The sequence below is a fragment of the Amycolatopsis sp. cmx-4-61 genome (assembly GCF_046548775.1).
Taxonomy (GTDB): domain Bacteria; phylum Actinomycetota; class Actinomycetes; order Mycobacteriales; family Pseudonocardiaceae; genus Amycolatopsis.
The window spans coordinates 1620400-1645439 of record NZ_JAEBEI010000001.1 but is presented as its reverse complement, the minus strand read 5'-3'; the positions used below and the strand labels follow the sequence as shown (position 1 = coordinate 1645439).

Sequence of the window (25040 nt, the reverse complement as noted above, 5' to 3'; positions counted from 1 at the left end):
ACTCCCCGGACGTCATGATTCGGTAAGCGCCACAAGGCTTCTGCGGCACCCGGCGCGGACTTACGGTCGGCGCCGTGACTGACTTGGAAGTGGACGTCGTCCTCCCCTGCCTCGACGAAGCGGGTGCTCTCCCCGGTGTGCTGGCCGGGCTGCCGCCGGGTTACCGGGCGATCGTGGTCGACAACGGTTCGTCCGACGGCTCACCCGATGTGGCCGCCGCGCTCGGCGCGAAGGTCGTCCACGAACCGCGCCGCGGCTACGGCGCCGCCGTGCACGCGGGGCTGGAGGCCGCCACCGCGGACATCGTGTGCTTCGCCGACGCCGACGGATCCCTCGACCTCGCGGACCTGCCGCGGCTGGTGACCGCGGTCGAGCGCGGCGCGGACCTGGCCGTCGGGCGCCGGGTGCCGACCGGTCCCGGGGTATGGCCCTGGCACGCGAGAGCGGGCAACGTCGTGCTGGCGCTGTTGTTGCGCAGCCGCGGGTTGCCGGTCCGGGACATCGCGCCGCTGCGCGCCGCGGATCGGCGGGCGCTGCTCGGCCTGGGCGTCGCCGACCGGGCGTTCGGCTATCCCCTGGAGCTGCTGATCCGGGCTCGGCGCGCCGGGTGGCGGGTCCGCGAGTTCGACGTCCGCTACGGCGAGCGCGCCAAGGGCACGAAGTCGAAGGTGTCCGGGTCGGTCCGGGGAACCCTGCGGGCGGTCCGGGACTTCGGGCGGGTGCTGGCCCGATGACGCGTCCGTTCGTCCTGCTGGTCGTGGCCAAGGCGCCGGTCGCGGGCCTCGCCAAGACCCGGCTCTGCCCGCCCGCGACCCCGGCCCAGGCGGCGGAGATCGCCGCGGCCGCGCTGCTGGACACGCTCGACGCCGTCTGCGCGGTGCCCGGCGCCTTGCCCGTCGTCGCGATGACCGGTGACCTCGGCGCGGCCGCCCGGAGCGCCGAGATCGGCACGGCGCTGCGGCACTCCACCGTCATCCCGCAGCGCGGCTGGGACTTCGGCGCGCGGCTGGCGAACGCCCACGCGGACGCCGCCGCGGTGCACACCAGGCTCCCGGTCCTGCAGATCGGGATGGACACCCCGCAGGTCACCCCGGAGCTCCTCGCCGCCACGGCCGCCCCGATCGTGCACGGCGGCCACGACTCCGTGCTCGGGCCGGCCGCCGACGGGGGGTGGTGGGCGCTGGGCCTCGCCGAGCCGCGGTACGCGCAGGTCCTCGCGGGCGTCCCGATGTCCCGCGACGACACCGGCGAGCGCACGCTGCGCGCGCTCACGGCGAGCGGGCTGCGGCCACGGCAGGCCGCACTTCTGTCCGATGTGGACATTATGGCGGACGCCCGCTCGGTGGCGGCGGCGTGCCCGCGTGGCCGGTTCACCCGGGCCGTCGCGGCCGTCGGCGGACAGGCGGTGGCGTGATGACGGCCCCGGTGAGCACCGGGCACGAATTCGACCGCGGGCTGCTCGGCCACCGCTGCTGGCTCGAGCTGGCGAACGGCGAGCGGATCGAGCTGCCGGTGGAACGCTGGGCCGGGCCGTCGGAGGGCGACGACGTCCTGCTGGACGCCTGTGCCGGCCCCACCATCGACCTCGGGTGCGGGCCAGGGCGGCTCACCGCGGCGCTGGCCGGTCGCGGGGTCGTCGCGCTGGGCGTGGACAGCTCGCGCACGGCCGTCCGGCTGACCCGGCGGCGCGGCGGAAGTGCGTTGCAGCGCAACCTCTTCGACCGCCTGCCCGGCGAAGGGCGGTGGCGGCACGCCTTGCTCGCGGACGGCAACATCGGCATCGGCGGCGACCCGGCCGCGCTGCTGCGGCGCACGGCACGGCTGATCGCCCCCGGCGGCGACGTCCTCGTCGAGGTGGAACCACCCGGGCAGGGCCTGCGGCACGAGCGCGTTCGGCTCCGGCCCGGCCACGCCGACGTCGCCTGGTTCACCTGGGCCTGGGTCGGGGTGGACGCGATCGCCGAAGTCGCCGCGCGCGCCGGGTTACGCGTCGACTGGACCACCCGGCGCGGGCACCGCTGGTTCGCGCGATTGGAGCAGCCGTGAAACTCCCGATTCCGGCGGAAGAACAGTTCCGGGCCCCCGCGCACACCGAACGGGTGACGTCGAAGATCGGCTTGGCACTCGCGGTCACGTTCACGGCGTGCTTCGTGACGGGGTTGATCAGCCACCTGATCCAGCACCCGCCCGGGTGGTTCTGGTGGCCGAGCCGTCCCGTCGGGCTGTACCGCGTCACGCAGGGCCTGCACGTGATCTCGGGTGTCGCGTCGATCCCCTTGCTGCTGGCGAAGCTGTGGAGCGTCTACCCGAAGCTGTTCGGCCGGCCGCTCGTGCGCTCGCTGCCGCACGCCCTGGAGCGGCTGTCGATCCTGGTGCTGTCCGGTGCGGCGTTCTTCGAGCTCACGACCGGGCTGCTGAACGTCGCGCAGAACTACCCGTGGGGCTTCTACTTCCCGCAGGTGCACTACGCGGTCGCGTGGCTGGCCATCGGCTCGATCCTGGTGCACGTCGCGGTGAAGCTGCCGATCATCCGCCGGGCCTTGAGCCGGGCCGCCGTCGAAGAACCGCCGGCCGAAGGGCTGTCCCGGCGGGGCTTCCTGGTGACCACCGGGCTGGCGGCCGGGGTCGCGGTCGTGGCCACGGCGGGCGCGACGGTTCCGTTCCTGCGCGGCGTCTCCGCCCTCTCCTGGAAGACGGGCAAGGGCACGCAGGACCTGCCGGTGAACCGCACGGCGGCGGCCGCGGGTGTCACGTGGTCGCCGGCCTGGCGCCTTTCGGTGGTGACCCCGCGCGGCACGACGAAGTTCTCGCTCGACGAGCTGCGCGCCCTGCCGCAGACGACCGCGGAGCTCCCGATCGCGTGCGTGGAGGGCTGGAGCCAGTCGGCGACCTGGCGCGGGATCTCGCTGCCCACGCTGCTGAAAGCCGTCGGCGCGTCGCCGGGCACGGCGGTCCGGGTGTCCTCCTCGGAGCGTGGCGGCCTGTACGGCGTCAGCGTGCTTCCCGGCGAGCACACGGCCGACGACCTGACGCTGCTGGCCCTGGAGCTGAACGGCGAGGTCCTCGCCCCGGACCACGGCTTCCCCTGCCGGATCATCGCCCCGAACCGGCCCGGCGTGCTGCAGACGAAGTGGGTCACGAAGCTGGAGGTGCTGTGAAGATCGCCCGTGCACTCCTCGCGCTGCCCGGCCTCGCCGCGCTGGCGTGGGGTGCGGTGCTGTTCGCCGAGTACGCGCTGCCCCTGCGTCCGGAGGTCTTCAGGACGGTGGGCTGGCTCGTCGGCGGCCCCCTCCTCAACGACGCCCTCATCGCGCCACTGACAGCGCTCCTCGGCTTCGCCCTGGCGCGCCTGCTCCCGCCCCGCTGGAAGACTCCGGTCATCACGGGCACGGTCATCACCGGCGTGCTGGCGATCCTGGCGTTCCCGCTGCTGTGGCGCCCGTACGGCACCCCACCCATGCCCGGCCTCCACGACACCAACCCGACCCTCGGCCTCGCCCTCACCCTGGCCGCGGTCTGGCTGGCGGTCCTCCTGACCGCGCTCCGCCCCCGTGTCGTCCCCCCAATCACGAGTGTCGTCCCTCCAATCACACGTGATGCCCCTCCAGACACGCGTGATGCCCCGGCGCGCACGCCAACCGACCGCACCGGCACGCCACCCGACCCTCCAGGCGCGCAAACCGACCGCCCGAGTTACTGACCCGGCGCACAAATGCGGCCACGCGCGACCGGCATCGAGTGCCTGGTCGCGCGTGGCCTTGGGGGTCCGGCCCCGGAAACGGGGGTCGAGCCGAAGCTGGTCTCGGCCGCGCCACGGCGGCCGAGCGTCTGGACTAGATCAATTGGGCTGGACCGGCTGGCCGCCGAGTGTCACCTCGACCGTGCGGCCGTCGGCGAGCGTGAACGTCGCCTTCTCGTCCGGGGCCCGGGTGCGGACCGCCGCGACGAGCGTGTCGGCCGAGTCGATCGGGCGGTCGTCGATCTTGGTGACGACGTCGCCCGCCTTCAGGCCGGCCTTCTCCGCCGGGCTGCCCGCGGTGATGGCACCGAGCTCGGCGCCGCCCTGCGGGGCGTCCTTCACCTGGGCGCCGATGTAGGTCTGCACCGCCTGGCCGGTCTTGATGATCGTGTCCGCCGTGCGCCGCGCCTGGTCGATCGGGATGGCGAAGCCGATGCCGACGTTGCCGCCTTCGGACCCGCCCTGGCCGCCGCCGGACGCCGACTGCGGGCTGTAGATCGCCGAGTTGATGCCGATGACCTGGCCGGCCATGTTCGCCAGCGGGCCGCCGGAGTTGCCCGGGTTGATCGCCGCGTCGGTCTGGACCGCGTCCATCACCGTGGTCTGGTCGCCGCTGCTGCCGCCGGCGCGCACCGGCCGGTGCAGCGAGCTGACGATGCCCGAGGTGACCGTGCCGGCCAGCTCGAACGGCGAGCCGATGGCGACCACCGACTGGCCGACGCGCAGGTCGTCGGACCGGCCGAGCTCGACCGGGGTCAGATTGCCGACGCCGCTGACCTTGACGACCGCGATGTCGGTCGTCGGGTCGCGGCCGACGACCTTGGCGGCGGCCTTCTTGCCGTCCTGGAACACCGCCTGGATCTGACCACCGTTCGCGGCGACCTCGACGACGTGGTTGTTGGTCAGGATGTAGCCGTCGGTGCTGATGACGAACCCGGAGCCCTCGCCCGCGCCCTGCTGGCCGCTGACCTGCAGCTCGACGACGCTCGGCGACAGCTTCTGCGCGACGGCCTCGACCGAGCCGGCGGGCGCGTTGCCCGTCTGCTGGGCCGGCTTCGGCGCGTCGAGCGCGTTGCCGGCCGGGCCGGAGGACCCGGCGGTGAAGTACCCGACCGTTCCACCCGCGATGCCGCCGACCAGCAGCGCGACCAGCGCGACGCCGGCGAGCAGCTTCCCGCCGGACCGCTTCGGCGCCGGCGGCGTGGCCACGGGATAACCGGCCGTGCCGGGCTGCCCGTACGAATTCGGCGGCGGGTAGACGCTCTGCTGGGTCTGGCCGGAGGGCATCTGCGCCCCCTGGGCCGACCACGGGTTCGCGGGCTGCCCGCCGTACGTCGGATCGGCCCCGGTCACCGCGTGGTACGACGGCTCGGAGTACTGCGGCGCACCGCCGGTCTCCGGCTGGGACTGCTCACCGTACGGGTGCCCCGCCCAACCGCCCTGAGCCGGCTGCTGGCCGGTCTCGGGGTGCCTCGGCGCCGCAGGGTCGTGTGCGCTGGGGTCGTTCTCGGTCATGTCCTCACCTTGCGCGATGGTCCTGAGAGCTTCCTGAGCCCAACCTGTGCATCGGAGATGAGTATGGCCGGGATCAGCCCGCCGCGCGGAGCCGTTCGGCGATCTGCTCCGGCGTCGCGTCGTTGATCCACACCGCCATGCCCGATTCCGAGCCCGCCAGGTACTTCAGCTTGTCCTTCGCCCGCAGCACGGAGAACAGCTCCAGGTGCAGCCAGCCGAGCTCCCGGTCGCGGTGCACCGGCGCCTGGTGCCACGCCGCGATGTAGGGCAGCGGCCGGTCGTACAGCGCGTCGCAGCGGCGCAGCACGTCGAGGTAGACGGCGGCGAAGTCGTCGCGCTCGGCGTCGGTCAGCGCGGGGATGTCCGGGACCTGCCGGTGCGGCACGACCTGGACCTGGACCGGCCAGCGCGCCGCCGGCGGCACGTACGCCGTCCAGTGCTCGCCGGAGACGACCACGCGCGCGCCGGACTTCTGCTCGGCCGCGAGCACGTCACCCAGCACCGGGCGGCCGTGTTCGGCCTGGTAGGCGCGGGCGACGTCGAGCATCCGCTCGGTCTTCGGGGTGACGAAGGGGTAGCCGTAGATCTGCCCGTGCGGGTGCGACAGCGTGACGCCGATTTCCTCGCCGCGGTTCTCGAACGGGAAGACCTGCTCGACCCCGGCCACCGCGGACAGCGCGGTCGTCCGGTCCGCCCAGACGTCCACCACGGCCCGCACCTGCTCCGGGCTCAGCCGGGAGAACGCGCCGTCGTGGTCACTGGTGAAGCAGACGACCTCGCAGCGGCCACGCCCGGGCCGCACCGGCACCAGCCCGGCACCATCCACAGTGGACGGCTCGCCGACGACGTCCTCGGCGAAGGACGGGAACCGGTTCTCGAAGACGACGACGTCGTAATCGCTTTCGGGGACCTCGCTCGGCTTGCCGGGCTTGCTCGGGCACAGCGGGCACAGGTCGGCCGGCGGCTTGTACGTCCGCGTCTGCCGGTGCGCGGCCATCGCGACCCACTCGCCGGTCAGCGGGTCCAGCCGGATCTCCGACGCGGCCGAAACCGGCGGCAGGTCACGGGTGTCCTCGGCGACGCGGTCGGGCGCGCCGGGCTGGTCGAAGTAGATGATCTCCCGGCCGTCGGCCAGGTGTCGTACGGTGCGCTTCACGCTTCTTGGGCCTCGTCCGTCTCCGCCGTCTCGGCGATCATGAGTTCTCCCGCCCGTTCGGCGAGAATTTCCTTGGCCTCGTCGGGGATCCCGTCATCGGTGACGACGACGTCGGCCTCGTCCAGGTCGGCGATCGTCGAGATCCCGACAGTGCCCCACTTGGTGTGGTCGGCGAGCACGACCAGCTTGCGCCCGGCCTCGACCAGCGCGCGGTCGGTCTCGCTCTCGGTCAGGTTCGGCGTCGTGAACCCCGGCCCGTCGGCCATCCCGTGCACGCCGAGGAAGACGGCGTCCAGGTGCAGCGACCGCAGGCTGTGCACGGCGACCGGCCCGACCAGTGCGTCCGACGGCGTCCGCACGCCCCCGGTGAGCACGACCGTGCGGTCCGGCTGCGTCGACCCGCGCAGGACGTCCGCCACCTGGATGGAGTTGGTCACGATGGTGAGCCCGGGGATGGCGTCGAGCGCCCGCGCCAGCGTCCACGTGGTGGTGCCGGCGGAAATGCCGATCGCGGTGCCGGGCCGGACGAGCGTCGCGGCGAGCTCGGCGATGGCCTCCTTCTGCGCGCGCTGGCGCACGGACTTGGCCTCGAAGCCGGGTTCGTCGGTGCTCTTGCCGACGACCGACGTGGCCCCGCCGTACACCTTCTCGACCAGGCCCCGGCCGGCGAGGACGTCGAGGTCGCGGCGCACCGTCATGTCGGACACGCCCAGCCTGGTCACGAGGTCACTGACCCGGACCGCACCGGTCCGGCGGGCCTCTTCCAGGATCACCGCCTGTCGCTGACGCGCCAGCACCGTTCACTCCGTCCGTCGCACCCCAACCACACAAAATCCTACACGATTCAACATGGCGATCGCCGGACGGAGACGGGTGAACTTCGAAACAACAGGTCAGGGCGGGCGTGCGCCAACCCAGTTGAACAACATCACCACGGGTCGGGCGAACAGGCAACAGCGGATGGGCCTCAGCCGGGTGCGCCCGGCAACCGGATCGTCATCAACGCGCCGCCTTCGGGCGCCCGCGAGGCGTACACCGTCCCGCCGTGCCGCTCGGCCGCGTGCTTCACGATCGCCAGCCCGAGACCCGAGCCCGGCAGCGTCCGCGCCTCCGACGAGCGGTAGAAGCGGTCGAACACCTTCGGCAGGTCCTCCTCGGCGATGCCCGGCCCGGCGTCCGCGACCTCCACCACGGCGGTGCCGTCGCCGAGCGGGTACAGCCGCACCCACACCGTCGCCTCCGGCGGCGAGAACTTCACCGCGTTGTCGAGCAGGTTCAGCACCGCGCGCTCGAGCGCGCTGTTGTCACCCGTGAGTACCCACGGCTGCAGCGAGACGTCGAAGTTGATCTCCCCCGCGCGCCGCCGCGCCCGGTCCAGGGCCCGCTCGACGACCTCCAGCAGTTCCACGCGCTCGAACCGCTCGCGCGGCTCGTCCTGGCGCGCGAGCTCCACGAGGTCGCCGATGAGCTGCGTCAGCTCGTCGAGCTGGCCGCTGATGTCCGCGGTGATGTCGACGCGGTCCTCGTCCGGCAGCGGCGGCGCCCCCGGCTTGCTCGCGGCGAGCAGCAGCTCGAGGTTGGTGCGCAGCGACGTCAGCGGCGTCCGGAGCTCGTGGCCGGCGTCCGCGACGAGCTGGCGCTGGCGTTCCTGGGAGTCCGCGACCGTGCCGAGCATGGTGTTGAACGTCTGGGTGAGGCGCGCGAGCTCGTCGTCGCCGCTGACCGGGATGGGCCGCAGGTCGCCGGTGCGGGCGACGCGCTCGGCGGCCGACGTCAGCCGGTCGACCGGGCGCAGGCCGGCGCGCGCGACCGCGGTGCCCGCCGCGGCGGCGACCAGGATGCCGGCGCCGCCGATCAGGAAGAGCACCAGGGCGAGCTCGTTCAGCGTGCGCTTGGTCGGGCCCATCGACTGGGCCAGCACGATGGCCTCGCCGTGCCCGGTCGGCAGGGCGACCACGCGGCTGTCCGTGCGGAAGTCGGTCCGCAGCGACTCCGGCGAATCGCCGTTCGCCACGGCCAGCTCGTTCGGCCCGAACGGCGGCGGCGAGCTCGAGAGCGGGTACGTCATCACGGCGTGCTGGACGTCGGGCGCCGCGGTGAGCTGCCCGATCTGCAGGTCGGCGCTGGCCAGGAAGGCGCCGGGGACCTGCCGCAGCTGGGTCTGCACCTGCGGCGAGTCGGCCGCGGCCTGCGCGCGGGCCATCAGGCTGTCGTCGAGCTGCTGGTACAGGTTGCTTCGCACGACCATGTACGCGCCGATCGAGACCAGCGCGACGGCGCCGGCGACACAGGCGGCGGCGAGCAGCGTCACCCGGCCGCGCAGGGAGAACCGGCGGGCTCCCCAGCGCGTGCCACGGGGATCGCCGGGTTCGGTCACGGCGGTGTTTCCCTCAGGACGTACCCCACTCCCCGCACCGTGTGGATCAGCCTCGGCTCCCCCTCGGCCTCCGTCTTGCGGCGCAAGTAACCGACGTAGACCTCCAGCGCGTTGCCCGACGTCGGGAAGTCGTAACCCCATACTTCCTCCAGGATCCGGCCACGCGTCAGGACGTGCTTCGGGTAGGAAAGGAACAGTTCCAGCAGGGCGAATTCGGTCCGGGTCAGGCTGATCTCGCGGCCCCCGCGGCGGACCTCCCGCGTGCCGGGGTCGAGGGTCAGGTCCGCGAAGGACAGGGCCTCCGACGCCTGGCCGTTCTGGCCCTCCGGGATGGCGCGGCGCAGCAGCGCCCGCAGCCGGGCGAGCAGTTCTTCCAGGGCGAAGGGCTTCGGCAGGTAGTCGTCGGCGCCGGCGTCCAGCCCGGACACCCGGTCGGAGACGGTGTCGCGGGCGGTGAGCACGAGGATCGGCAGGTCGTCGCCGGTGCTGCGCAGCCGGCGGGCGACCTCCAGGCCGTCGAGCCGGGGCATCATGACGTCCAGAACCATCGCGTCGGGCCGGTCGGCGATGATCGCCTCCAGGGCCTGCGCACCGTCGCTGGCCAGCTGGACCTGGTAGCCGTTGAACTCCAGGGACCGCCGGAGCGACTCACGGACGGCGCGGTCGTCGTCCACCACAAGGATGCGCATGGCGACAGTTTTACGCAGCGTGCTGAGACCCGCCTAAGAACACACGCAGAACTCACAAAGGATTTCTCACTCGGGACCCCGCGCGACCGGCGCGTTCCAGTGCCGCCAGAGCGCGACCATCCTGACCGAAACCACCACGGCGGCCGCGACGACGGTCACCGGCCCCGACGGCAGTCGCACAGCGTGACCGGCGGCGACGAGCGCCGAGCCGGCCAGCGCGGCCACGGCGTAGATCTCCTTCCGCAGGACGAGCGGGATTTCCCGGAGCAGCAGATCGCGCACGGCCCCGCCGCCGATGCCGGTGGTCATCCCGATCAGACACGCGGCGTAGACGGTGGCGCCGGCGTTGAGCGCGATGGTCGTCCCGGCGGTGGCGAAGACGCCGAGACCCAGGGCGTCGGCGAGGAGGACGCCCCGCCGCAGCCGTGCGACCTGCGGGTGGAAGACGAAGACGACCAGGGCGGTCCCGGCGCAGACGGCGAGGTAGGGCCAGTTCCGCAGCGTCGTGGGCGGATGGATGCCGAGCAGGACGTCCCGGATGACACCGCCGCCGAGCGCGGTGGTCAGCCCCACCACGACGACGCCGAAGACATCGAGCCGCGCCCGCACCGCGGCGAGCGCCCCGGACGCGGCGAAGGCGACGAGCCCGAGGACTTCCAGCGCCGTGAGCAGCATTTATTGGTCGAGCAGGCCACCGCGGTAAGCCAGCAGCGCGGCCTGCACCCGGTTGGCGGCACCGATCTTGGAGAGCACGGCGGAGACGTACCCCTTGACGGTGGCTTCGGAGAGGTGAAGCCGCCCGCCGATCTCGGCGTTGGAGAGGCCCTGCCCGATGAGCGCGACGACCTCACGCTCGCGTTCGGACAGCGAGGCGAGCAGCTTGCGGGCGGGCTGAGCAGCGCGTTGTTCGTCCCGGTGCGACTGGACCATCCGCGCGGCGACCCCGGGGTCGAGCACCGCACCTCCTCGCGAGAGGTCCCTGACCGCCCGGAGCAGCGCCGCGGGGTCGATGTCCTTGAGCAGGAAGCCGTTGGCCCCGAGCCTGAGCGCGAGGCTGACGTACTCGTCGATGTCGAAGGTGGTCAGCATGGCCACGGTGGGCGGGTCGGGGAGGGCGAGGATGGCCCGCAGCGCGCGGATGCCGTCGTCGGGAGCCCGCATCTTGATGTCGAGCAGGGCAACATCGGGGTGGTAGCGCCGCGCGACCTCCACGGCGGATCTGCCGTCGCTCGCCTCGCCCACGATCTCGATGTCCTGGGCCCCGGACATCATCGCGCGCAGCCCCGAGCGCACCAGTTCCTCGTCGTCGGCGAACATGAGCTTGATCAACGAAGCCCTCCGCAACAGCCGGTGGGAGCGGCTCCCCGCGTCCCGTTAACGAAGGTTACCTACTGTTGTTCAGCAGTTCGAAACCAGACACGACCAGGTGACAAGCTGGTCCGTCCAGGTCAGGTTCAGTAGAGCCCGCGCTGGGGTGTATCCGCCATGTGGGAGACGAGTGAGAACCACTCACCTGGGTGACGACGACAGTCGGGTCGCCCGAGGTGCCCGGCGTGGGTGAGGCCCGCTAAGCTGACCCTGCAGTAGCAGGCCCTCGTAGCTCAGGGGATAGAGCACCGCTCTCCTAAAGCGGGTGTCGCAGGTTCGAATCCTGCCGGGGGCACCCTTCGGACTCGCCGACGGGGCGCGGGCGCGATCATCGCCACTCCCGCGCTCCCAGCGAAGCGCACACGAATCAGCTGGTCGCGGCGTTGAGGCTCTTGGCCAGTTCTGAGGCGATCTTCCGCTTCTTCCGCCACGCCAGCTGCGCGTGGTTCATCATGCCGTACCGCGTGCTGAACTGGGACGTCCAGATCTCCACGCCGCACTTGGTCGCACCGTCCGGGTCGAACGCGACCGAGACGACGGGAGCTCCGACTCTCAGTTTCGGCCGGAAGTTGAGATCACCTTTCCCCGAAATGCGCGTCCAGGTGATATTGAAACAAGCTGCCACCACTTCGGCTGCCGCTTGTTCCGACATCGGCACCTCGACCACAGCGTGCCGACGCGCCTCGACCTGAACGAAAATCGCCCAGCCGATGAGGGCGAGGACGACCAGCACCCAGAAAACTTCCATTTTTTGTCACCTTTCGCGGACTGCTTCGACGCTGTTGCCGGATAGTCGTCCGTCGTCGCCGGATCGTTGCACTCGGCGCCTCGAATCCGCCGCGGAAGCCGTAACAATATGACACTTGCGGCGACTTCGTGAACAAGAAGCCCAGCGTCGACGGCAGAGGTGTCTGGCATGACGGAAAAGTGCCGGGAATGCGGCGAAATCCTGCGCGAAAGCGCCCGATTCTGTGTGGGATGCGGATCTTCGGTCCCGCGGCGGGCCACAGCTTCGGATGCCCGGCCCGAAACCGCCACGGACCGCCCGACGATAACTCTCCAGCCTGTGCAGTCGTTCCCACCTCCAGCCACACCGGCTCCGCCGCGCACCGCCGGCCCCGCGGGGGTGAGCCAGGGTACGAAGACCGCGATCGCCGTGGGCATCTGCGCCCTGGTCGTGGGCGTGGCGGTCGCGATATCGGCCGCCGGCGGCAACAACCATCCGACACCGGTCGGTTCCGGAGGCAGCGGCGCCTTTGCCGGCGGCGCGACACCTACACAGACCCTGACATCAGAGACGCCCTTCCCTTCGACGCCGGAATCCACGAGTGAGTCCCCCGCCGACTCTCGCACCCTGCTGCAGCGGCAGGTCGAGCAGAACCGGTCAGCGGTGGAGCAATTAGTCGGCTCGTGGCTGCCACAGCTGTCCGCGAAGAAGCCAGGCATCGTCGCCAACGGTGTCACGCAGGACTACGACACGATTTGGTCCGATTTCCTCGCGAACCGGCAGCGGCACCCCGAGGCCCTGCTGCTGTGGTCCGGCGACTACGCGAGTTTCCGTTACCCGGACTTCTGGGTCACCGTGGTGCCCCAGCAATACAGCGACGGTTCCTCGGCCAACGCGTGGTGCGATTCTTATGGTATCGCCAAGGACGACTGCTACGCGAAACGCCTCATGCACACGGGCGGCTACTCCGGCAACACACTCCTACGCAAGTGAAGACCCGGGTAGTTCACCATCACGCACCAGTGTCTCGAGGACGGCGGTCAGTCCGAACCGGAGAATATGCGTGCGCACCGTTCGGAACCCTTCTCCGTAGAGCGGATCGGGGTTCAGCTTCATCCGCTCCCGGATGCTCTCGGCGAACGACGATTCCAGATCGCGGAGGACGCCGTACGCCAAGGCTTCGGACAGACCTTCCGCGACCTCGGGCCGGAGCGGACTCCGCCGGCGCTGTGCTATCCAGGCATGCCCGAACTCGTGCGCCGCGACACGGTAGAAGACTTCGAGCGGCAGCCCCGCCGCGAGCCGGACGCCGGTGACCCTCCCGGGTCCGTCTCGGGGGTAGCGAAGGGTCGTCGCCCCCATGGTGTGGCCCCGTTCGCCACCCATCTCGAGCAACTCGGACAACGGCACGAGCCGTACCTTGGCGGGTTCCCGCAGGACCAGGCCACGCCGTGAGAGCGACTCGCGTACCCTGACCAGCACTGATCCGGCCTGGTGCGGGAAGTCGATCGCGTCACGGGCACACAGTCCGCAACGGAGCAGCCCGCCTCCGAGGTCGCGCCAAGTCGCCGGGCTGACCCGTTCGCGGCGTTCACAGAAGGCGCAGAAGACACTCTGGTGGTGGGTGGCACAGCTGAGGTCGCCCCGCAGCGCAAGAGCGGCCATGCCGTTCACCACCACCCCGCAGACTGTGCAGCGAGCGGAACCCCCGAACGTCACAGCGCCGGAACCCAGCGCCCGGTCGCCGGGTCACGGCGCCATCCCGGCGTCGTGGTCGCCGGGATCCGCTGAGCGGCCGAGACGCCTGCGGCCTGGGCCGGCACCGCGTTCAGGCCGGTCCTGTCCGCGAAGTAGGCCTCCCATTCGGCGGCTTGAGGCCGCAGCCTGCCCAGGTCGGCCAGCGCCGCGCCGAGCAGGCGGCGTCCCTCCGCGTCCAGCACGGACCGCAGCCGCTGGGGGCTGCGGGACGTGCTGGCCTGTGGCCCTGGCGAGAGAGTCCGGAGGACGAACAGGCCCAGCTTGTACAGATCGGTCGCCTGGGTCAGGACCGCCCCCTCCGGAGGTGCCCAGTCCGGCGCATTGAGCTGCTGCACGACCGGTGCGGATCCCCGGATGCGGACCGCGTCGCAGTCGACCAGCATCACCGAGGGCTTCGAATCGGTTCGAAACAGCTCGTTCTTCGCGTTGATGTCACCGAACACGAGATCGTTCTCGTGGAGCAGTGCCAGAGCACCGGCCAGGTCACGGCAAACGGCGAGCCGCTGCGCCATGCCGGGGAAGGCCAGGCCGGCGCGGGCGGCGAGCTCGGGCCCGATGAACAGGCTCTGCGCCTCGCGCGGCAACGTGCTCACCTTGCCGCTCGGGAGCCGCCGCTGGTCGAAGAACGAGCTGGGGATCAGCGGCATCACCACCCCGCAGATGGCTCCCCGGTCGATGACGACGCGAGCCGGCCACGCCGCGATCTCGTCGAGCCGGGCGCGCACCGGTGTGGCCAGCTTGCTGCGGGCGCGGACGATCGCGCGCAGACCGTGGGGCGGCTGGTGACCGGCGTGGTAGTGCTTGTAGACCACCTCGCCGGCGACGTCGGGAAGCCGCAGCGAAGGTACCCGGTGCACCGTCGCTTGCCCTCCCCTACCCAGCCGATCACCCAGGTCACCGAGTTCCGCACGATCGAGCTCGTCGCTGCTCATGACCGCGACGACGGCCAGAGGGCCAGCGCGGTGCGGTCATCGTCGTAGGAGCGCCGCGCGAAGTCGACCTGCGCCGCGAAGTTGAGCGACGCAGGCGGCGTGGCCCAGCACTGCGCCAAGAAGGCGCCCACCTCACCGGTCCCGCTTCCCAGCGCGTCTCCGACACCGTCGGTCATCAGGACCAGCGCGCTGCCTGGACCGAAGCGGACGACCACCGGCTTCGGGGCGACGGCGGGCACCACCGGGATGGCGGCAGTCGCGTTCGATGCCACCTCACCGTCGGAGTTCTTCACCTCCTGCAACGGGGTCCACGGGACTTCGGCTCCCGCAGTGAGCAGCCAGGCCGAAGTGTCCCCCAACGCCACCACGTGGGCGGTGTGCTCACCGTTTTCACCGGGCTCCAGGTCGATCACGGCGAAGAGGGCGGTGGATGCCAGGTAACGGCCCGCCTCACGAGGGTCGGTACCCGGTGGATCGTCGCCGTTCCGATGGGCGATGCGCTGGGCGGCCGAAACCGTCTGGGCGACGAGCTTCTCCAGCACTTGCAACCAGTCGAGCTCGTCGGGGACCACCGCGGCGAGTTGTTCCGCCAGGTTCCGGCACCCGATCCTGGTGACGATCTCGGCAGCGACGTGCGAGTACTCGCAGGCGGACACCCCGTCGGCGACACACGCCACGAGGTAACGCCCGTCCTCGCTCAGCATCCGGGCGTAGGCGTCTTGCCGCACGGTGCCGTAGAACCGGTGCGACAGGCCACGGACACTCGCGGCCCGGAGATCGAGGCCGGCCCCACTGCGATCGTCGTGCACCTGGTCCGCGTCCACGACGTAAGCGGGTACGTCCGGGAACCGCTGATCGAGTTTCGGCTTCACCGCGGTGAAGGCGCGCCCCGGCTCGCCGATCCGGACGGGCTCCACCGGCTGGAACGGCGGAGCGGACTGCGCAGCGCTCTCGTCGAGGTGATGGGTCACAGGAAGTCCCCGTCCGCGTTCGCCGCCGTGATCCCGGCCGGCAGGTCGGCGGGATCCGGGTGGATGAGCCCGGAGTCACCACCGGCCAGGTTCGCCCCGGAGCTGAGCACACTGGACACCATGATCTCGGCCATGCCCGCGATGGCCTGAGCGGGATTGTTCCCCTCGTCCATCAGATACATCCGGCTCTGCTTCGCGCCGGTGGACGGATGCACGAGCCGCCGCAGGACCTGGGGGTCGGCGTCCTTGACTCCGAACGGGATCACGTTCGGGTACATCGCGAAGCCGACACCCGCCTGGCGGTCGTACTCCGTGAGCTCCCGGAACGCGCTGTTCCACTCGTCGTCGGCGTCGGTGGGCACGCCATCGGTCAGGAAGAACACCGCCGGACGGTGGACGCTGAATCCGTCGGCCTTCAGCTGGGTCACGTTCGCTTCGATCTCTTTGCGGAGCAACCGGAAAGCCGCGGCGTAGGAGGTCGCTCCCCGGCAAGCCAGCCCCGGCAGGACCACGTCGGGGTCGAGGACGTCGCACAGTGGCAGGCGCACCTGGGCATCTCCGGCGAAGTCGATCAGGGCGAACCGGATCTTGTCGGTCAGTATCGGGTCCTTCGCCAGCGCGTCCGACAGCTCGGGCATGATGTTGCCGGCGTTCTGGAGCTGCTCTCCGTCCATCGACCAGGACACGTCGATGACCAGGTAGAACGGGAGGATCTTGGCGCGTTCCTCGGGCATGGTTCCTTCTTTCGATCGGCTCAGAACAGGTAGGCGTACTGGCGGAGCTTGCGTTCCAGGGCTTCACGGCACTCGTCGGACGCGGCACCGGCGGATCGCTCCAGATCTGCGCACAACGCTTCGAGACGCTCCCCCTCGTCCTCACCGATGAACGGCACCACCTTGTTCCGTGCCCGTTCCAGGAGGTGGACCGTCGCACTGTCCAGCGCCGGGCTAGCGACCTGGACCGGCGCCGCCGGCCCCGCCGGACGGCGACCGGAGTCGACCGTCGTCCGGACGCGATTCGCGAGGTCGATCAGTTGCGACTTGTCCTTGGTGACGCCGAACGAGACGTCGTCGCGCAACAACACCCGACCGGTCCTCGTGTTGGTCACCGTGATGTGCAGGATGCCGTCCACGTTGTACTCGTAACCGATGTCGAACGCGTTCTCCTGCTGGGTGAGCTCCGGATCGACGTCGATGCTCCACTCCTTCAGCACCACGTTGTCCGGGTCGGACACGTCCTTGTCGGGATCGCCTTCGATCACCCTGACCAGCACGCTCCGCTGACCCGGGACCGCCGGGATGTAGTTGTCGCTCTCCTTCGCGGGCAGCTGGCGGTTACGCGGGATCAGCACACTGAACCGCGGACGCTGATTGTCGTCGTGGACGATCGTGCCGAGCGCGTGTTCCGTGGACACGAAGAAGTCCTTGTCCATCTGGCCCAGCAGGATCGCGGACGCGATCGCGGCGCCCTGCGCCACCGCTGTCATCGGATCGCAGCCCGTCGCCGGTTCGCGGCCGACGGTCTCGGACACGAGCCGCCGGGCAGCCGGGATCTTGCTGCTGCCCCCCACCATCACCAGCTGGTCGATGCCCTCCGGACCGATCTGGAGGTCGCGCAGGCACTGGAGGATCGGCTGCTTCGCCTGCTCGAGGAGCTGGTGGATCGAACTCTCGAAGAGCACGCGGTCGACCTGGACGTAGGCGCCGTCCGGCAGGCGCAGGTTCGTTTCCTGCTGGGCCGACAAGAGGATCTTCGCCCGCTCGACCTCCAGCCGGAACTGCGCCTCCTGGGCCGGCGACCACGAAGGACGACGCGGCAATCTGCCACGGATCGCCGACGCGAACGCCTCGTCCAGGTCGATACCGCCGGACCGCGGTATGCCCTTGGACGCCCGTTCGATGAATACGCCTTCGATCGTCTCGAGAACGGTGACGTCGAGCGTCCCGCCGCCCCAGTCGAACACCAGGATGTTCTGGTCACGACGGGCGTCGACGGCGTACGCCATGGCGGCCGCGGTCGGTTCGTTGACGAGCGCTTGGACATCGATCCCCGCCAGCCCGGCGCAGAGCTTGGTGCGGTACCGGGCCAGCCCGCGGCTGTTCGCCGGGATCGTCACGACCGCGCGGTCGACCTCGATCCCGGCCGACGCGTTGCGCAAGTGCGCGAACAACAGCGCAGCGGCCTCTTCGACCGACACCCGCGATCCGCCGATGTCGACGAACTCCTCCGTCGCGAACAGCCGCTTGACGGTTTCGAGTTTGCCTTCCTGCTGCCGCTTCGCCGCCCAGCCGAACGTCGTCCGATGTCCGTCGGGAGACACTCCGACCACCGACGGCATCACCTTGTCGAAGCCGAGCTGCTCCCATTCACCGGGCGGCGAATCGATGGAGAGCACCTCGACCTCACGGCCGTTCCACTGGGCCAGAACGGAGTTGGTCGTTCCGAAGTCGATGCCGTAGGGATTCACGACCGCACCTCGCGCTCTCCGGCGTGGCGCGCGACAGGCAGGCGCGGCACCCGCTCGGTCTGTCCCATCACCACGGGGCGCCCCGTGGCCTCGTCGACGAAGGCGTGGCGGAGGATCCGCAGATCCTCTCCCTCACCTCCCAGCTCGTCGTAGTACCGCGAATCGGCCGGATCGGGCCAGCGGACCACTCCTGCCTGGCTGAGCCACTCCTCGACGACCTGCCTCAGCTGCGGCGCCTGGTTCTGGGCGGCTTCCGCGAAGACTGCGAGCTGCCTCAGGTGCGCCGTTCGTTCCTGGGCAGCCGCGACGATCTGGCGCCGCAATCCGTCGTAGGCGTCGACGGACAGCACCGACGACGGTTCACGGACGATGGTCGCCACCTCGATGCGTTCGATCGAACGGCTGATCCGGTCGAGCGACCGCTCGACCTCGGACAGCCGCCGCGCGAGAAGCGCGTCGCTGCGTCGGGTCATGACTCGTTCCCTTCAGGAGTGCGATAGCCGTAGTCGAAGGTGGCTGTTGCCCGGACCACCGCGGCGATCAGTTCGCCGACGTCCTCGGCGAGTCCGTCGGCGAGTGCCGCACGGTCGACGTCCGAGGTCTCGGTCGTCCGCGGCAGCTTGATCGGTGGCACGGCGAACAGCCCGTGGGAAGGGGGGTTGAAAACCGCCGGGTTGGCGGGCACCCGGTAGACACTGACGTCGTCCGCGGCCGTGGCCGCCCGGCTCTGCACCTCGTGCAGCGCCCAGTTCAGGTCTTCGATGCCCACGGGGCCACCCGCGGCACGGCGTATCCGCCGGGCGGCGCGGGCGAAGTGGCGCCGCGCGAGGTCAGGCGGGGTTCCGTAGTCGACACCGAGCAGCAGATAGGGGTTGCGCATGACTCTCCTCAGCCACCGAGGACACGTTGGGCTTTGAACTCGAGGTCACGGATGTGATCGAGGAAGTCGAGCAGGTCCGTTCGCGTGTCCGCGTGTTCGACAGCTCGGGACCAGGGCAGCAGCTGGGTCCGGATCTCGCGGCAGAGGTCGACGGTCCGGGCGACGACACCACGCGCGGTGAACCACGCCGGCGTTCCGCGCTGCGCCATGTCGATGATGTCCAATGCGTCGTTGTACGGCTCGACGACCTGCTGGAAGTCGCGCAGCCGGGCCTGCTGGATGTTGATCGCCGCACGGCGGGTCGCCAGCTCGACGAACGGCTCGATGCGGGCCCGGTCCTCTTCGCTCAACTTCGGGAACAACTCGAGCGCGGACCTGTGCATCGCGACGATCGCGTCGGAGATCTCCTTCTCCTCGAGAAGAAGGGTGTAGCTGATCGTGCAGGTCGACAGCATGCTCAACGAAACCTGGTCGTACGGAGTGAGCCCGGTCAATCGGGTGGCCAGCGCAAAGGCCGTGTACCCGGCGACGGTCGCTCCGTCGATGTCTTCGACGATGGCGGCCCGCACGTCGTTGATCAGCTGGTCGCGGGCGGCGGGCAACCAGTCCGGCGCTCCTTCCCAGTCCCGCACCGAAGCGAAGAAGCCGACGACTTCCGACAGGTCCTGCTCCGCACGGGCCCGTGCGTACCCCGCCTCGAGGCTCTTCGCGTGCGGAGAGCTCGCGAGGCTGGCCGGCTGCCGGAGCCAGTCGCTGTCGAACTTCGCCAGCACCAGACTGATCTCCCGGAAGTCCGCCAGCGGGATGTCCTCGGTGATGATGCGCCGCAACGGTTCACGCAGGACGGTCGGAAGCTCGCGTCCGGGTTCCTCCCCTTCCCAGACCCGTTCGCCTTCCCCGCGCCAGATCTCGAGCGCGCGCAGCGCCGCACCCCGCCGCATCGCCGTCGTCGGCGCCTCCCGGACCAGCCGCGCAAGGTGCCGCGCCGCGAGTTCGGTGTCCAGGTACGGGGCGACGACGCCGATGTTCGCGAGCAGGGACGGCGAATAGTCTCCCTCCAGAGCGCTCTCGAGTTCGCGGACCGCACCCGCGTGGTCCCCCAGGTAGTGCAGGGCACAGGCGAGCAGGTTCTGGGCCTCGTCTCGAACGGCCTCGTCGCCGGCGACGCGCAGGCATTCCCGCGCGGCATCGGCCCCCTCCCGCCACTGGGCGAGGAACAGGTGCTCTCTCGCGGCGTACAGGGAAACCCATTCGAAAAACCCGGGCTGGGCCCCGGCCAGTCCGGGAATCGCCCGCAGCCGGACCGCGCCGTAGACCCGGACGAGGTAGTTCCAGACAGAGACGTCCGCGACGACCGGCGCCGGCAGCTGAGGCGGATCCTCGGGGTGTTCGTCCAGTAACGCGGCCAGGTGTTCCGCCACCGGGCGGTAATCCTCGAGGACGTCGGCGATGACGACGTCCCGCGGCCGGTTGCGTTCGAACGCCTCGACCGCCGCGAAGTGCCGGCCCAGCCGGGTCCCCCGTCGTTCTTCGGCCATCTCGCCGGTGCGGGCGAAGGCACGGCGATCCAATTCCTGGTGATGCCCCAGCCGCTCCAGCTCGGGCTCCGTCAGTTGTCCGGGCCAAGTCCGCCCGAAGAGATAGGTGAGCTCCTGCGCCGGTCTTCCCGCGTTTCGCACGGCCTCGGGGGCAATCCCGCCATCCTCCGCGATGTCGTCGAGGATGCTCAGGCGAGCGATCGTGATCTCGGAAGCGCCGATGGGTGTGTCGGCGCCGGCGTGCGCCACGGCCAGCCGTCCGGCCGGTCCCAGAAGGCCGCCGGCTTCGGGGTCGGGACGCGCGTCGAGCATGGCCAGCACGGTCGTGGGCACACCGTGCCGCCGCGCGCGCAGTCGCTCATCCCCCATGACATCGCCCGGCTCGGCCTTCCGGATGCCCAGCCTGCGTTCGAGCGTCGCTGCCAGCGGCTCGTCCGGCGAGAAGGCGGCAAGGCACCGGGTGAGCTGCTGTGCCGCACCCGGCCGACGCACGAGTTCGTCCACGCAGGCGGACAGGACGGCCACGACTCGCCGGTACCGGCCGACGGGCAGGTCTGCCGCGGCCTCGACCAAGGCGTCGAACCGCCCTCGCCGAGCGGCGTGCACGACGCGAAGCCAAGTCGTTTCGGGTTCGGGAAGCCCGATCCCGGCAAGCAGGTCGGGCCGATCGAGGCGGAGCAGGTCGAGTGCGTGCAGCCGCGTTGCGCCCAGGTCGGTTCCGTAGGCGGAACGCACGTGGCTCAGCAGGTCGGCCGCGCACCACGACACACCGGCCGGAACAGCGGGCCTCGCCGCCCACCACAGCAGCGCCGCGGCCGGGCCGCGCAGGCCGGTGAGGTCCAGCTCGTCGTTGAGCGGAACATCCGCCGCAGGCAGCTCTGCCACCGAGACGACATCGACCTCCCCGTTCGCCTTGAGAAGTCTCACGCCCCCACTGTCGAAGCCGACGCACAGGGCGAACTTCGCCCGGACGAGCCGACGGCCGTGCTTGTGGAACTTCCCCAGCGCGGACGGGCGGTCCGCACGCGCGGGCAGCACAGTCGGCACATCGCACCCCGGGCACACCGACCGCGACGGTTCCATGTCCGTCCCGCAGGACAGGCACATCGCCTGGTCGTCGACGGCTGCGGCGACTCGCTGCGGCCGGAGTTCGCCGCGGCTTTCGAGCAGTTCCAGAAGCGCATCGCCGCGGTCGCCGGTGAGCTGCGCGGTATCCGCCACAGGCTGAGCCAGGCCGTCGGGGACAGATCGCTGCCATGGGCGTCCGCACACGGCGCAGAATCGGTCACCCGACTGGCCGGGAGCACCACAACCCGGACAATCGGACACGACGGCTTCCCGCACCTCGACCGGCGGACTCGAATTGAGAACAGCCACCTCAACTCCATTCGGGAAGGCAAGAAGCCGGCGATGCGGATTTTCCGTGGCCGGGACGCCAGCGATGTCGGTCGGCTCGCTTTCGGCGTTACGATGACGGACCCGCCGTACGACAAGGCGTTATCAGGTCGTTGTGGTCGCCATGATCTTGCCTGTGCTGCCTCATTTCCCGTAAAAACAAAACCGCCGAAATCTGGACAGAAACCGGACAACGGCGATGAGCGCCAGTCAAAAAATCTTGTAACGTTCCACCTCCGGAAATCGAAACTGGACACGAAAATGCGACGATCGCGGATACGGACGGAGGCAAGGTGGACGGTCCCGGTGATCGCACGCGAACCTGTGCGATGCTGCTCGCCCTGTCCGTTGGCGCCGTGGCCTGCTTGCTGGGAGCCGGGTTCCCCACGGACGAGCCCTCGGTACCCGTGACGACCACGACTTCCGTTTCCGGCCCGGTCCCCTCGGGTGTACCGGATCGCCATGAAGGGTCTTGCGCCGCACTACTGGCCGGCTTGACCGGCCGGGACCAGCTGGCCCAGCTGGTCATGGCCGGGGTGGACCCGGCGCGGGAAGAGGTCGCCGCGGGCCTCGTCCGGGACGACCACGTCGGCGCTGTCTTCATCCCAGGCAGCTCGACGAGACTGTTCACGGAGGGACGTCTCGCCGCGATCCGCGCGATGACTTCGATTCCACCGCTCGTCGCGGTCGACGAGGAAGGCGGCCGGGTTCAGCGGATCGACGAGCTCGACGGGACAGTTCCGAGTGCCCGCGTCCTCGCCGGCACCGCCACTCCGGAGCGAGTCCGCGAACTGGGTGAGCGGCGGGGCAGGCAACTGCTTTCCCACGGGGTGACCATGGACCTGGCCCCGGTCGCCGACGTCAGCGCTGCCCCGGCCAACAGCGTGATCGGGGATCGCTCGTTCAGCGCCGATCCCGAGACGGTGACCCGTTACGCCGGCGCGTTCGCCGACGGGCTACGGGCGGCCGGCGTCATCCCCGTGCTCAAGCACTATCCCGGCCACGGTTCCGCGTCCGGCGACTCCCATCGCGAACTACCGCGGACAGCTCCGCTGAGCACATTGGAAGACCACGACCTCAAGCCGTACCAAACGCTCATCCCGGCCGGCGCACCGGTCGTCATGCTGGGACACCTTGACGTTCCCGGCCTGACCGGCGGCTGGCCGGCGTCCCTCAGCGCGGACGCATACCGTCTGCTCCGCGGTAGGTACCGGTTCGACGGAGTCGCCATGACAGACGATCTCGGGGCGATGCGGGCGATCACGAACCGCTTCAACCTGGCGGAGGCCGCGGAACGCGCACTGGCAGCGGGCGCGGACCTGGTCCTCTGGTCGTCGCCCATGCCCGTTTCGCCCGTACTGGACCGGCTGCAGCGCGCGGTCGCCGCCGGCGAGTTGACGTCCGGCCGAGTGCGTGAAGCCGTGATCCGCATACTCCACCTCAAGACGGGATGCCGGCGATGACCGAAACAAGCCAGTTGCCCGACGAAGAACAGCGTCGTGTCCTGGCGCTCATGGCGCGGTACGACGATCACGTCATCGCGCGTCGCCTGGGCGTCAGCGTCACGACAGTCCGGCGGAGGATCAAGGCGGTCTACACGTTGCTGGGCGTCGACAACCGCTTCGCCGCCGGTCTGGCCGTCGCCAAGCGGGGCTGGCTCTGACTTCGTCTCCGGCGATCAGGCCGTTTCCGCTTCGTCATCCTCGTCGGCGTCCAGCCAAGGCAGCTGCTCGAGCAGCCGGTCGACCAGGCACTTGACCTCCACTTCCCGGAATCCGTGCGGTAGCTGCAGGGTTTGCCGTTCGGCGAGGTGTGCCAGCACGGGCGGCAGACTCTGTCCCCGGAGCCGCCGCCGGGCGCCGACCAGCACCGGAACTATCTCGGCGCCGGCCGCCGTCGCTTCCTCGATTTCCCGTCGGACCCAGTCCCGCGGATCGTCGAGCGCTCTGCCGTTCTCGCCCCGGTGCTCCTCCCAGCCCAGGCTGAACAGCACGAACAGCACCCGACACGTCCGCACCTTGTCGAGCAGCTCGCCGGGGAACAGCTGACCAGGCAGGATGGACCGGTTGTCGCGGAAGACCCTGTGTTCCCCCCAGCGCTGGGCGAGTTCGTTGTGCAACAGCAGCGCGGCTTCGCTGCATTCGCCCTTGCGGTAGTTGATGAACGCCTTGACCCGAGGTCGGCTCGGCGGCCCCGTCCGCACACCGTGGGCGTCCAGCACGTCTTCCAGCCACCCTGAGCGCTCGGTTCCCCCCAGCACGCTGGATCGCTGGTCCACTACCGTTACTGCAGGTACGTCTCGATCGAAGAGCACCATCGTCTCGGCCGGCATGTCCACCGTGGACTGCCAGACGATCCCGTCCGCCCACGGCACCTTTTCCCGGAGCCACTGAGCCCACTCTCTCGTAGCGCCGTAATGCGTCTCGGTCAGCAGCCACTGGTCCTGGCCGACCGCGGCGAGGTCCCCGCTGGACACCAGCCGCAACAGCGTGAGGTCGCGGGTGACTTCCAGTGCCGACAGCCGCTTTCCTTCGACCGCGCGGCGCAGCAGGAACCGCCGCCCGTCGGCACCGAACACGAGTCCCGGCAGGAACCGTTCGAGCACGGCAGTGGTGTCGGAAGGCGAAACATACATCTGACCGCGGTCCGCGGGCATGACGGCGTCGAACCGGCCGCCCCCGAAAACCGACTGCACCGGCGGATCGGGCTCGGCCGCCCCGACGTGGTCCGGATGCACTCGCCAAAGCAGTGTCCCCGCAGGGACGTACCGGCGCTTCGGTTCTCCGGGGAGCTCGATCGGCGGCTGACGCGGCGGCACGTGATCACCCGTCCACAGCTGCGGCCGCGGCGGCGACCAGACCGGACTCGGCGACCTGGTCGGACACCAACGTGACGGGAGCTGCGTCGAGCCAGACGTTTCCGCTGACCCACCAGTCCGCGACGGCCCACGGGTCAGTCTCCGCGCCGAGGACCCGATTCACACGGAGGACCACGGCGCGGGGGCGATCGTCGCGGTCGAACTGGAAGTCCGGCACGGACACCGACCCGTCGCGCCGGGGCAGCCGGATCAGGTCAGGCAGATCGGGGTCGACGCCCCGGTTGCGGAGTTCGGCGGCGTCGGTCACCGGCTGGCTGCCGAGAACACGCTCGTGTGGGTCGTCGGCCGCCGGCAGTCCCAGGGCAAGGCGCACGGAGAACAGCGCCGCCAGAGGAGCCTGGCGGCGTTGTTCTCCGTGCGCGTACCGCGTTTCGTTCAACGCGTCGTAAACCGGTTCGCCGGGCTGGAACGACCGCAACACCAGTTTCGCGATCTCGGCGGCCACCCGGTCCCGGCCGGCCTCGGAACTCGCGGAGAACAGGCGCAGCAACGAGACGAGCTGCGCCGCCTCGCTCGCGCTCAGGCGGGTGAGAACGTACTCGAGATTTCGTGCTATCTCCACGATGCCGTTGTAGTGCGCCACTTCCGCCCTCCTCGCCGCCCATGTCTACTCGTGCTCGCACTCATCCGCCAGCCATCGGGCTGAGAAC

At 70.3% G+C, this 25040-nt stretch carries 26 protein-coding genes and 1 tRNA gene; 9 read left to right on the top strand and 18 right to left on the bottom strand.

The window, feature by feature from the left end:
* Nucleotides 1-89 precede the first annotated feature (89 nt).
* Genes ACLJOU_RS08095 through ACLJOU_RS08075 form a run of 5 tightly spaced genes read left to right on the top strand, consistent with a single transcriptional unit; the run spans nt 90 to nt 3700 of the window.
* Nucleotides 90-734, top strand: coding sequence for a glycosyltransferase family 2 protein (locus tag ACLJOU_RS08095; protein WP_410564796.1), 645 nt, complete (start codon nt 90-92; stop codon nt 732-734).
* The gene (locus ACLJOU_RS08090) at nt 731-1414 is read left to right on the top strand and encodes a DUF2064 domain-containing protein (RefSeq protein WP_410564543.1); all 684 of its coding nucleotides are present in this window, start codon (nt 731-733) and stop codon (nt 1412-1414) included. Before ACLJOU_RS08095 ends, ACLJOU_RS08090 begins: the two co-directional genes overlap by 4 nt.
* Nucleotides 1414-2046 (top strand): methyltransferase domain-containing protein, encoded by a 633-nt coding sequence (locus tag ACLJOU_RS08085; RefSeq protein WP_410564542.1) that lies wholly within the window; start codon nt 1414-1416, stop codon nt 2044-2046. The genes ACLJOU_RS08090 and ACLJOU_RS08085 overlap by 1 nt, the downstream gene beginning before the upstream one ends.
* A complete protein-coding gene (locus tag ACLJOU_RS08080; protein WP_410564541.1) occupies nt 2043-3158 on the top strand; it encodes a molybdopterin-dependent oxidoreductase in 1116 nt (371 codons plus the stop codon). The genes ACLJOU_RS08085 and ACLJOU_RS08080 overlap by 4 nt, the downstream gene beginning before the upstream one ends.
* Nucleotides 3155-3700, top strand: coding sequence for a hypothetical protein (locus ACLJOU_RS08075; RefSeq protein WP_410564540.1), 546 nt, complete (start codon nt 3155-3157; stop codon nt 3698-3700). Before ACLJOU_RS08080 ends, ACLJOU_RS08075 begins: the two co-directional genes overlap by 4 nt.
* Before the next feature lie 138 nt (nt 3701-3838).
* Here the strand turns inward: ACLJOU_RS08075 and ACLJOU_RS08070 are convergent, their stop codons facing one another.
* The 7 genes from ACLJOU_RS08070 to ACLJOU_RS08040 form a co-directional block, all read right to left on the bottom strand.
* Nucleotides 3839-5254, bottom strand: coding sequence for a trypsin-like peptidase domain-containing protein (locus tag ACLJOU_RS08070; protein ID WP_410564538.1), 1416 nt, complete (start codon nt 5252-5254; stop codon nt 3839-3841).
* A 73-nt stretch (nt 5255-5327) separates the two neighbouring features.
* Entirely contained in the window at nt 5328-6410 is a 1083-nt protein-coding gene (gene galT / locus ACLJOU_RS08065; RefSeq protein ID WP_410564537.1) for a galactose-1-phosphate uridylyltransferase, read from the bottom strand.
* Nucleotides 6407-7207 carry a DeoR/GlpR family DNA-binding transcription regulator gene (locus ACLJOU_RS08060; RefSeq protein ID WP_410564535.1) on the bottom strand — a complete coding sequence of 267 codons (801 nt, stop codon included), beginning with the start codon at nt 7205-7207 and terminating at the stop codon, nt 6407-6409. Before ACLJOU_RS08060 ends, galT begins: the two co-directional genes overlap by 4 nt.
* Before the next feature lie 170 nt (nt 7208-7377).
* On the bottom strand, nt 7378-8787 hold the full coding sequence (locus tag ACLJOU_RS08055) for a sensor histidine kinase (RefSeq protein WP_410564534.1): 1410 nt from the start codon (nt 8785-8787) through the stop codon (nt 7378-7380).
* Nucleotides 8784-9476, bottom strand: coding sequence for a response regulator transcription factor (locus ACLJOU_RS08050; protein ID WP_410564532.1), 693 nt, complete (start codon nt 9474-9476; stop codon nt 8784-8786). Before ACLJOU_RS08050 ends, ACLJOU_RS08055 begins: the two co-directional genes overlap by 4 nt.
* A gap of 66 nt (nt 9477-9542) precedes the next feature.
* On the bottom strand, nt 9543-10151 hold the full coding sequence (locus ACLJOU_RS08045) for a trimeric intracellular cation channel family protein (protein ID WP_410564530.1): 609 nt from the start codon (nt 10149-10151) through the stop codon (nt 9543-9545).
* Nucleotides 10152-10805 carry a response regulator gene (locus ACLJOU_RS08040; protein WP_013230063.1) on the bottom strand — a complete coding sequence of 218 codons (654 nt, stop codon included), beginning with the start codon at nt 10803-10805 and terminating at the stop codon, nt 10152-10154.
* A 261-nt stretch (nt 10806-11066) separates the two neighbouring features.
* Between ACLJOU_RS08040 and ACLJOU_RS08035 the strand changes: the two genes are divergently transcribed.
* A tRNA-Arg gene (locus tag ACLJOU_RS08035) sits at nt 11067-11139 on the top strand.
* 72 nt (nt 11140-11211) lie between these two features.
* Here the strand turns inward: ACLJOU_RS08035 and ACLJOU_RS08030 are convergent.
* Nucleotides 11212-11592 carry a hypothetical protein gene (locus tag ACLJOU_RS08030; RefSeq protein ID WP_410564528.1) on the bottom strand — a complete coding sequence of 127 codons (381 nt, stop codon included), beginning with the start codon at nt 11590-11592 and terminating at the stop codon, nt 11212-11214.
* A 168-nt stretch (nt 11593-11760) separates the two neighbouring features.
* Between ACLJOU_RS08030 and ACLJOU_RS08025 the strand changes: the two genes are divergently transcribed.
* Nucleotides 11761-12564 (top strand): zinc ribbon domain-containing protein, encoded by an 804-nt coding sequence (locus tag ACLJOU_RS08025; RefSeq protein ID WP_410564527.1) that lies wholly within the window; start codon nt 11761-11763, stop codon nt 12562-12564.
* Here the strand turns inward: ACLJOU_RS08025 and ACLJOU_RS08020 are convergent.
* Genes ACLJOU_RS08020 through ACLJOU_RS07985 form a run of 8 tightly spaced genes read right to left on the bottom strand, consistent with a single transcriptional unit; the run spans nt 12553 to nt 21338 of the window.
* Entirely contained in the window at nt 12553-13251 is a 699-nt protein-coding gene (locus ACLJOU_RS08020; RefSeq protein ID WP_410564525.1) for a protein DA1, read from the bottom strand. The two genes, ACLJOU_RS08025 and ACLJOU_RS08020, sit on opposite strands and share 12 nt — an antisense overlap.
* A gap of 35 nt (nt 13252-13286) precedes the next feature.
* Nucleotides 13287-14261 (bottom strand): hypothetical protein, encoded by a 975-nt coding sequence (locus ACLJOU_RS08015; RefSeq protein WP_410564524.1) that lies wholly within the window; start codon nt 14259-14261, stop codon nt 13287-13289.
* Complete coding sequence (locus tag ACLJOU_RS08010) at nt 14258-15232, bottom strand: protein phosphatase 2C domain-containing protein (protein ID WP_410564523.1); 975 nt, start codon at nt 15230-15232, stop codon at nt 14258-14260. Before ACLJOU_RS08010 ends, ACLJOU_RS08015 begins: the two co-directional genes overlap by 4 nt.
* Nucleotides 15229-15966, bottom strand: coding sequence for a vWA domain-containing protein (locus ACLJOU_RS08005; RefSeq protein ID WP_410564522.1), 738 nt, complete (start codon nt 15964-15966; stop codon nt 15229-15231). Before ACLJOU_RS08005 ends, ACLJOU_RS08010 begins: the two co-directional genes overlap by 4 nt.
* Nucleotides 15967-15986: 20 nt before the next feature.
* On the bottom strand, nt 15987-17699 hold the full coding sequence (locus ACLJOU_RS08000; protein ID WP_410564520.1) for an Hsp70 family protein: 1713 nt from the start codon (nt 17697-17699) through the stop codon (nt 15987-15989).
* Nucleotides 17696-18172 (bottom strand): hypothetical protein, encoded by a 477-nt coding sequence (locus ACLJOU_RS07995; protein ID WP_410564518.1) that lies wholly within the window; start codon nt 18170-18172, stop codon nt 17696-17698. Before ACLJOU_RS07995 ends, ACLJOU_RS08000 begins: the two co-directional genes overlap by 4 nt.
* Nucleotides 18169-18579 carry a hypothetical protein gene (locus tag ACLJOU_RS07990; protein ID WP_410564517.1) on the bottom strand — a complete coding sequence of 137 codons (411 nt, stop codon included), beginning with the start codon at nt 18577-18579 and terminating at the stop codon, nt 18169-18171. Before ACLJOU_RS07990 ends, ACLJOU_RS07995 begins: the two co-directional genes overlap by 4 nt.
* An 8-nt stretch (nt 18580-18587) precedes the next feature.
* On the bottom strand, nt 18588-21338 hold the full coding sequence (locus tag ACLJOU_RS07985; RefSeq protein ID WP_410564515.1) for a hypothetical protein: 2751 nt from the start codon (nt 21336-21338) through the stop codon (nt 18588-18590).
* Between the two features lie 668 nt (nt 21339-22006).
* On the opposite strand from ACLJOU_RS07985, the gene ACLJOU_RS07980 reads away from it, so the two are divergent.
* Together ACLJOU_RS07980 and ACLJOU_RS07975 are read left to right on the top strand one after the other, a co-directional pair.
* Nucleotides 22007-22975, top strand: coding sequence for a glycoside hydrolase family 3 N-terminal domain-containing protein (locus ACLJOU_RS07980; protein ID WP_410564514.1), 969 nt, complete (start codon nt 22007-22009; stop codon nt 22973-22975).
* A complete protein-coding gene (locus tag ACLJOU_RS07975) occupies nt 22972-23175 on the top strand; it encodes a hypothetical protein (protein ID WP_410564512.1) in 204 nt (67 codons plus the stop codon). The genes ACLJOU_RS07980 and ACLJOU_RS07975 overlap by 4 nt, the downstream gene beginning before the upstream one ends.
* 15 nt (nt 23176-23190) lie before the next feature.
* Here ACLJOU_RS07975 and ACLJOU_RS07970 read toward each other — a convergent pair whose 3' ends face one another.
* Together ACLJOU_RS07970 and ACLJOU_RS07965 are read right to left on the bottom strand one after the other, a co-directional pair.
* Nucleotides 23191-24249, bottom strand: a complete 1059-nt coding sequence (locus ACLJOU_RS07970; RefSeq protein WP_410564510.1) for an RES domain-containing protein — start codon at nt 24247-24249, stop codon at nt 23191-23193.
* An 85-nt stretch (nt 24250-24334) separates the two neighbouring features.
* Nucleotides 24335-24973, bottom strand: a complete 639-nt coding sequence (locus tag ACLJOU_RS07965) for a hypothetical protein (protein WP_410564508.1) — start codon at nt 24971-24973, stop codon at nt 24335-24337.
* Nucleotides 24974-25040 lie beyond the last annotated feature (67 nt).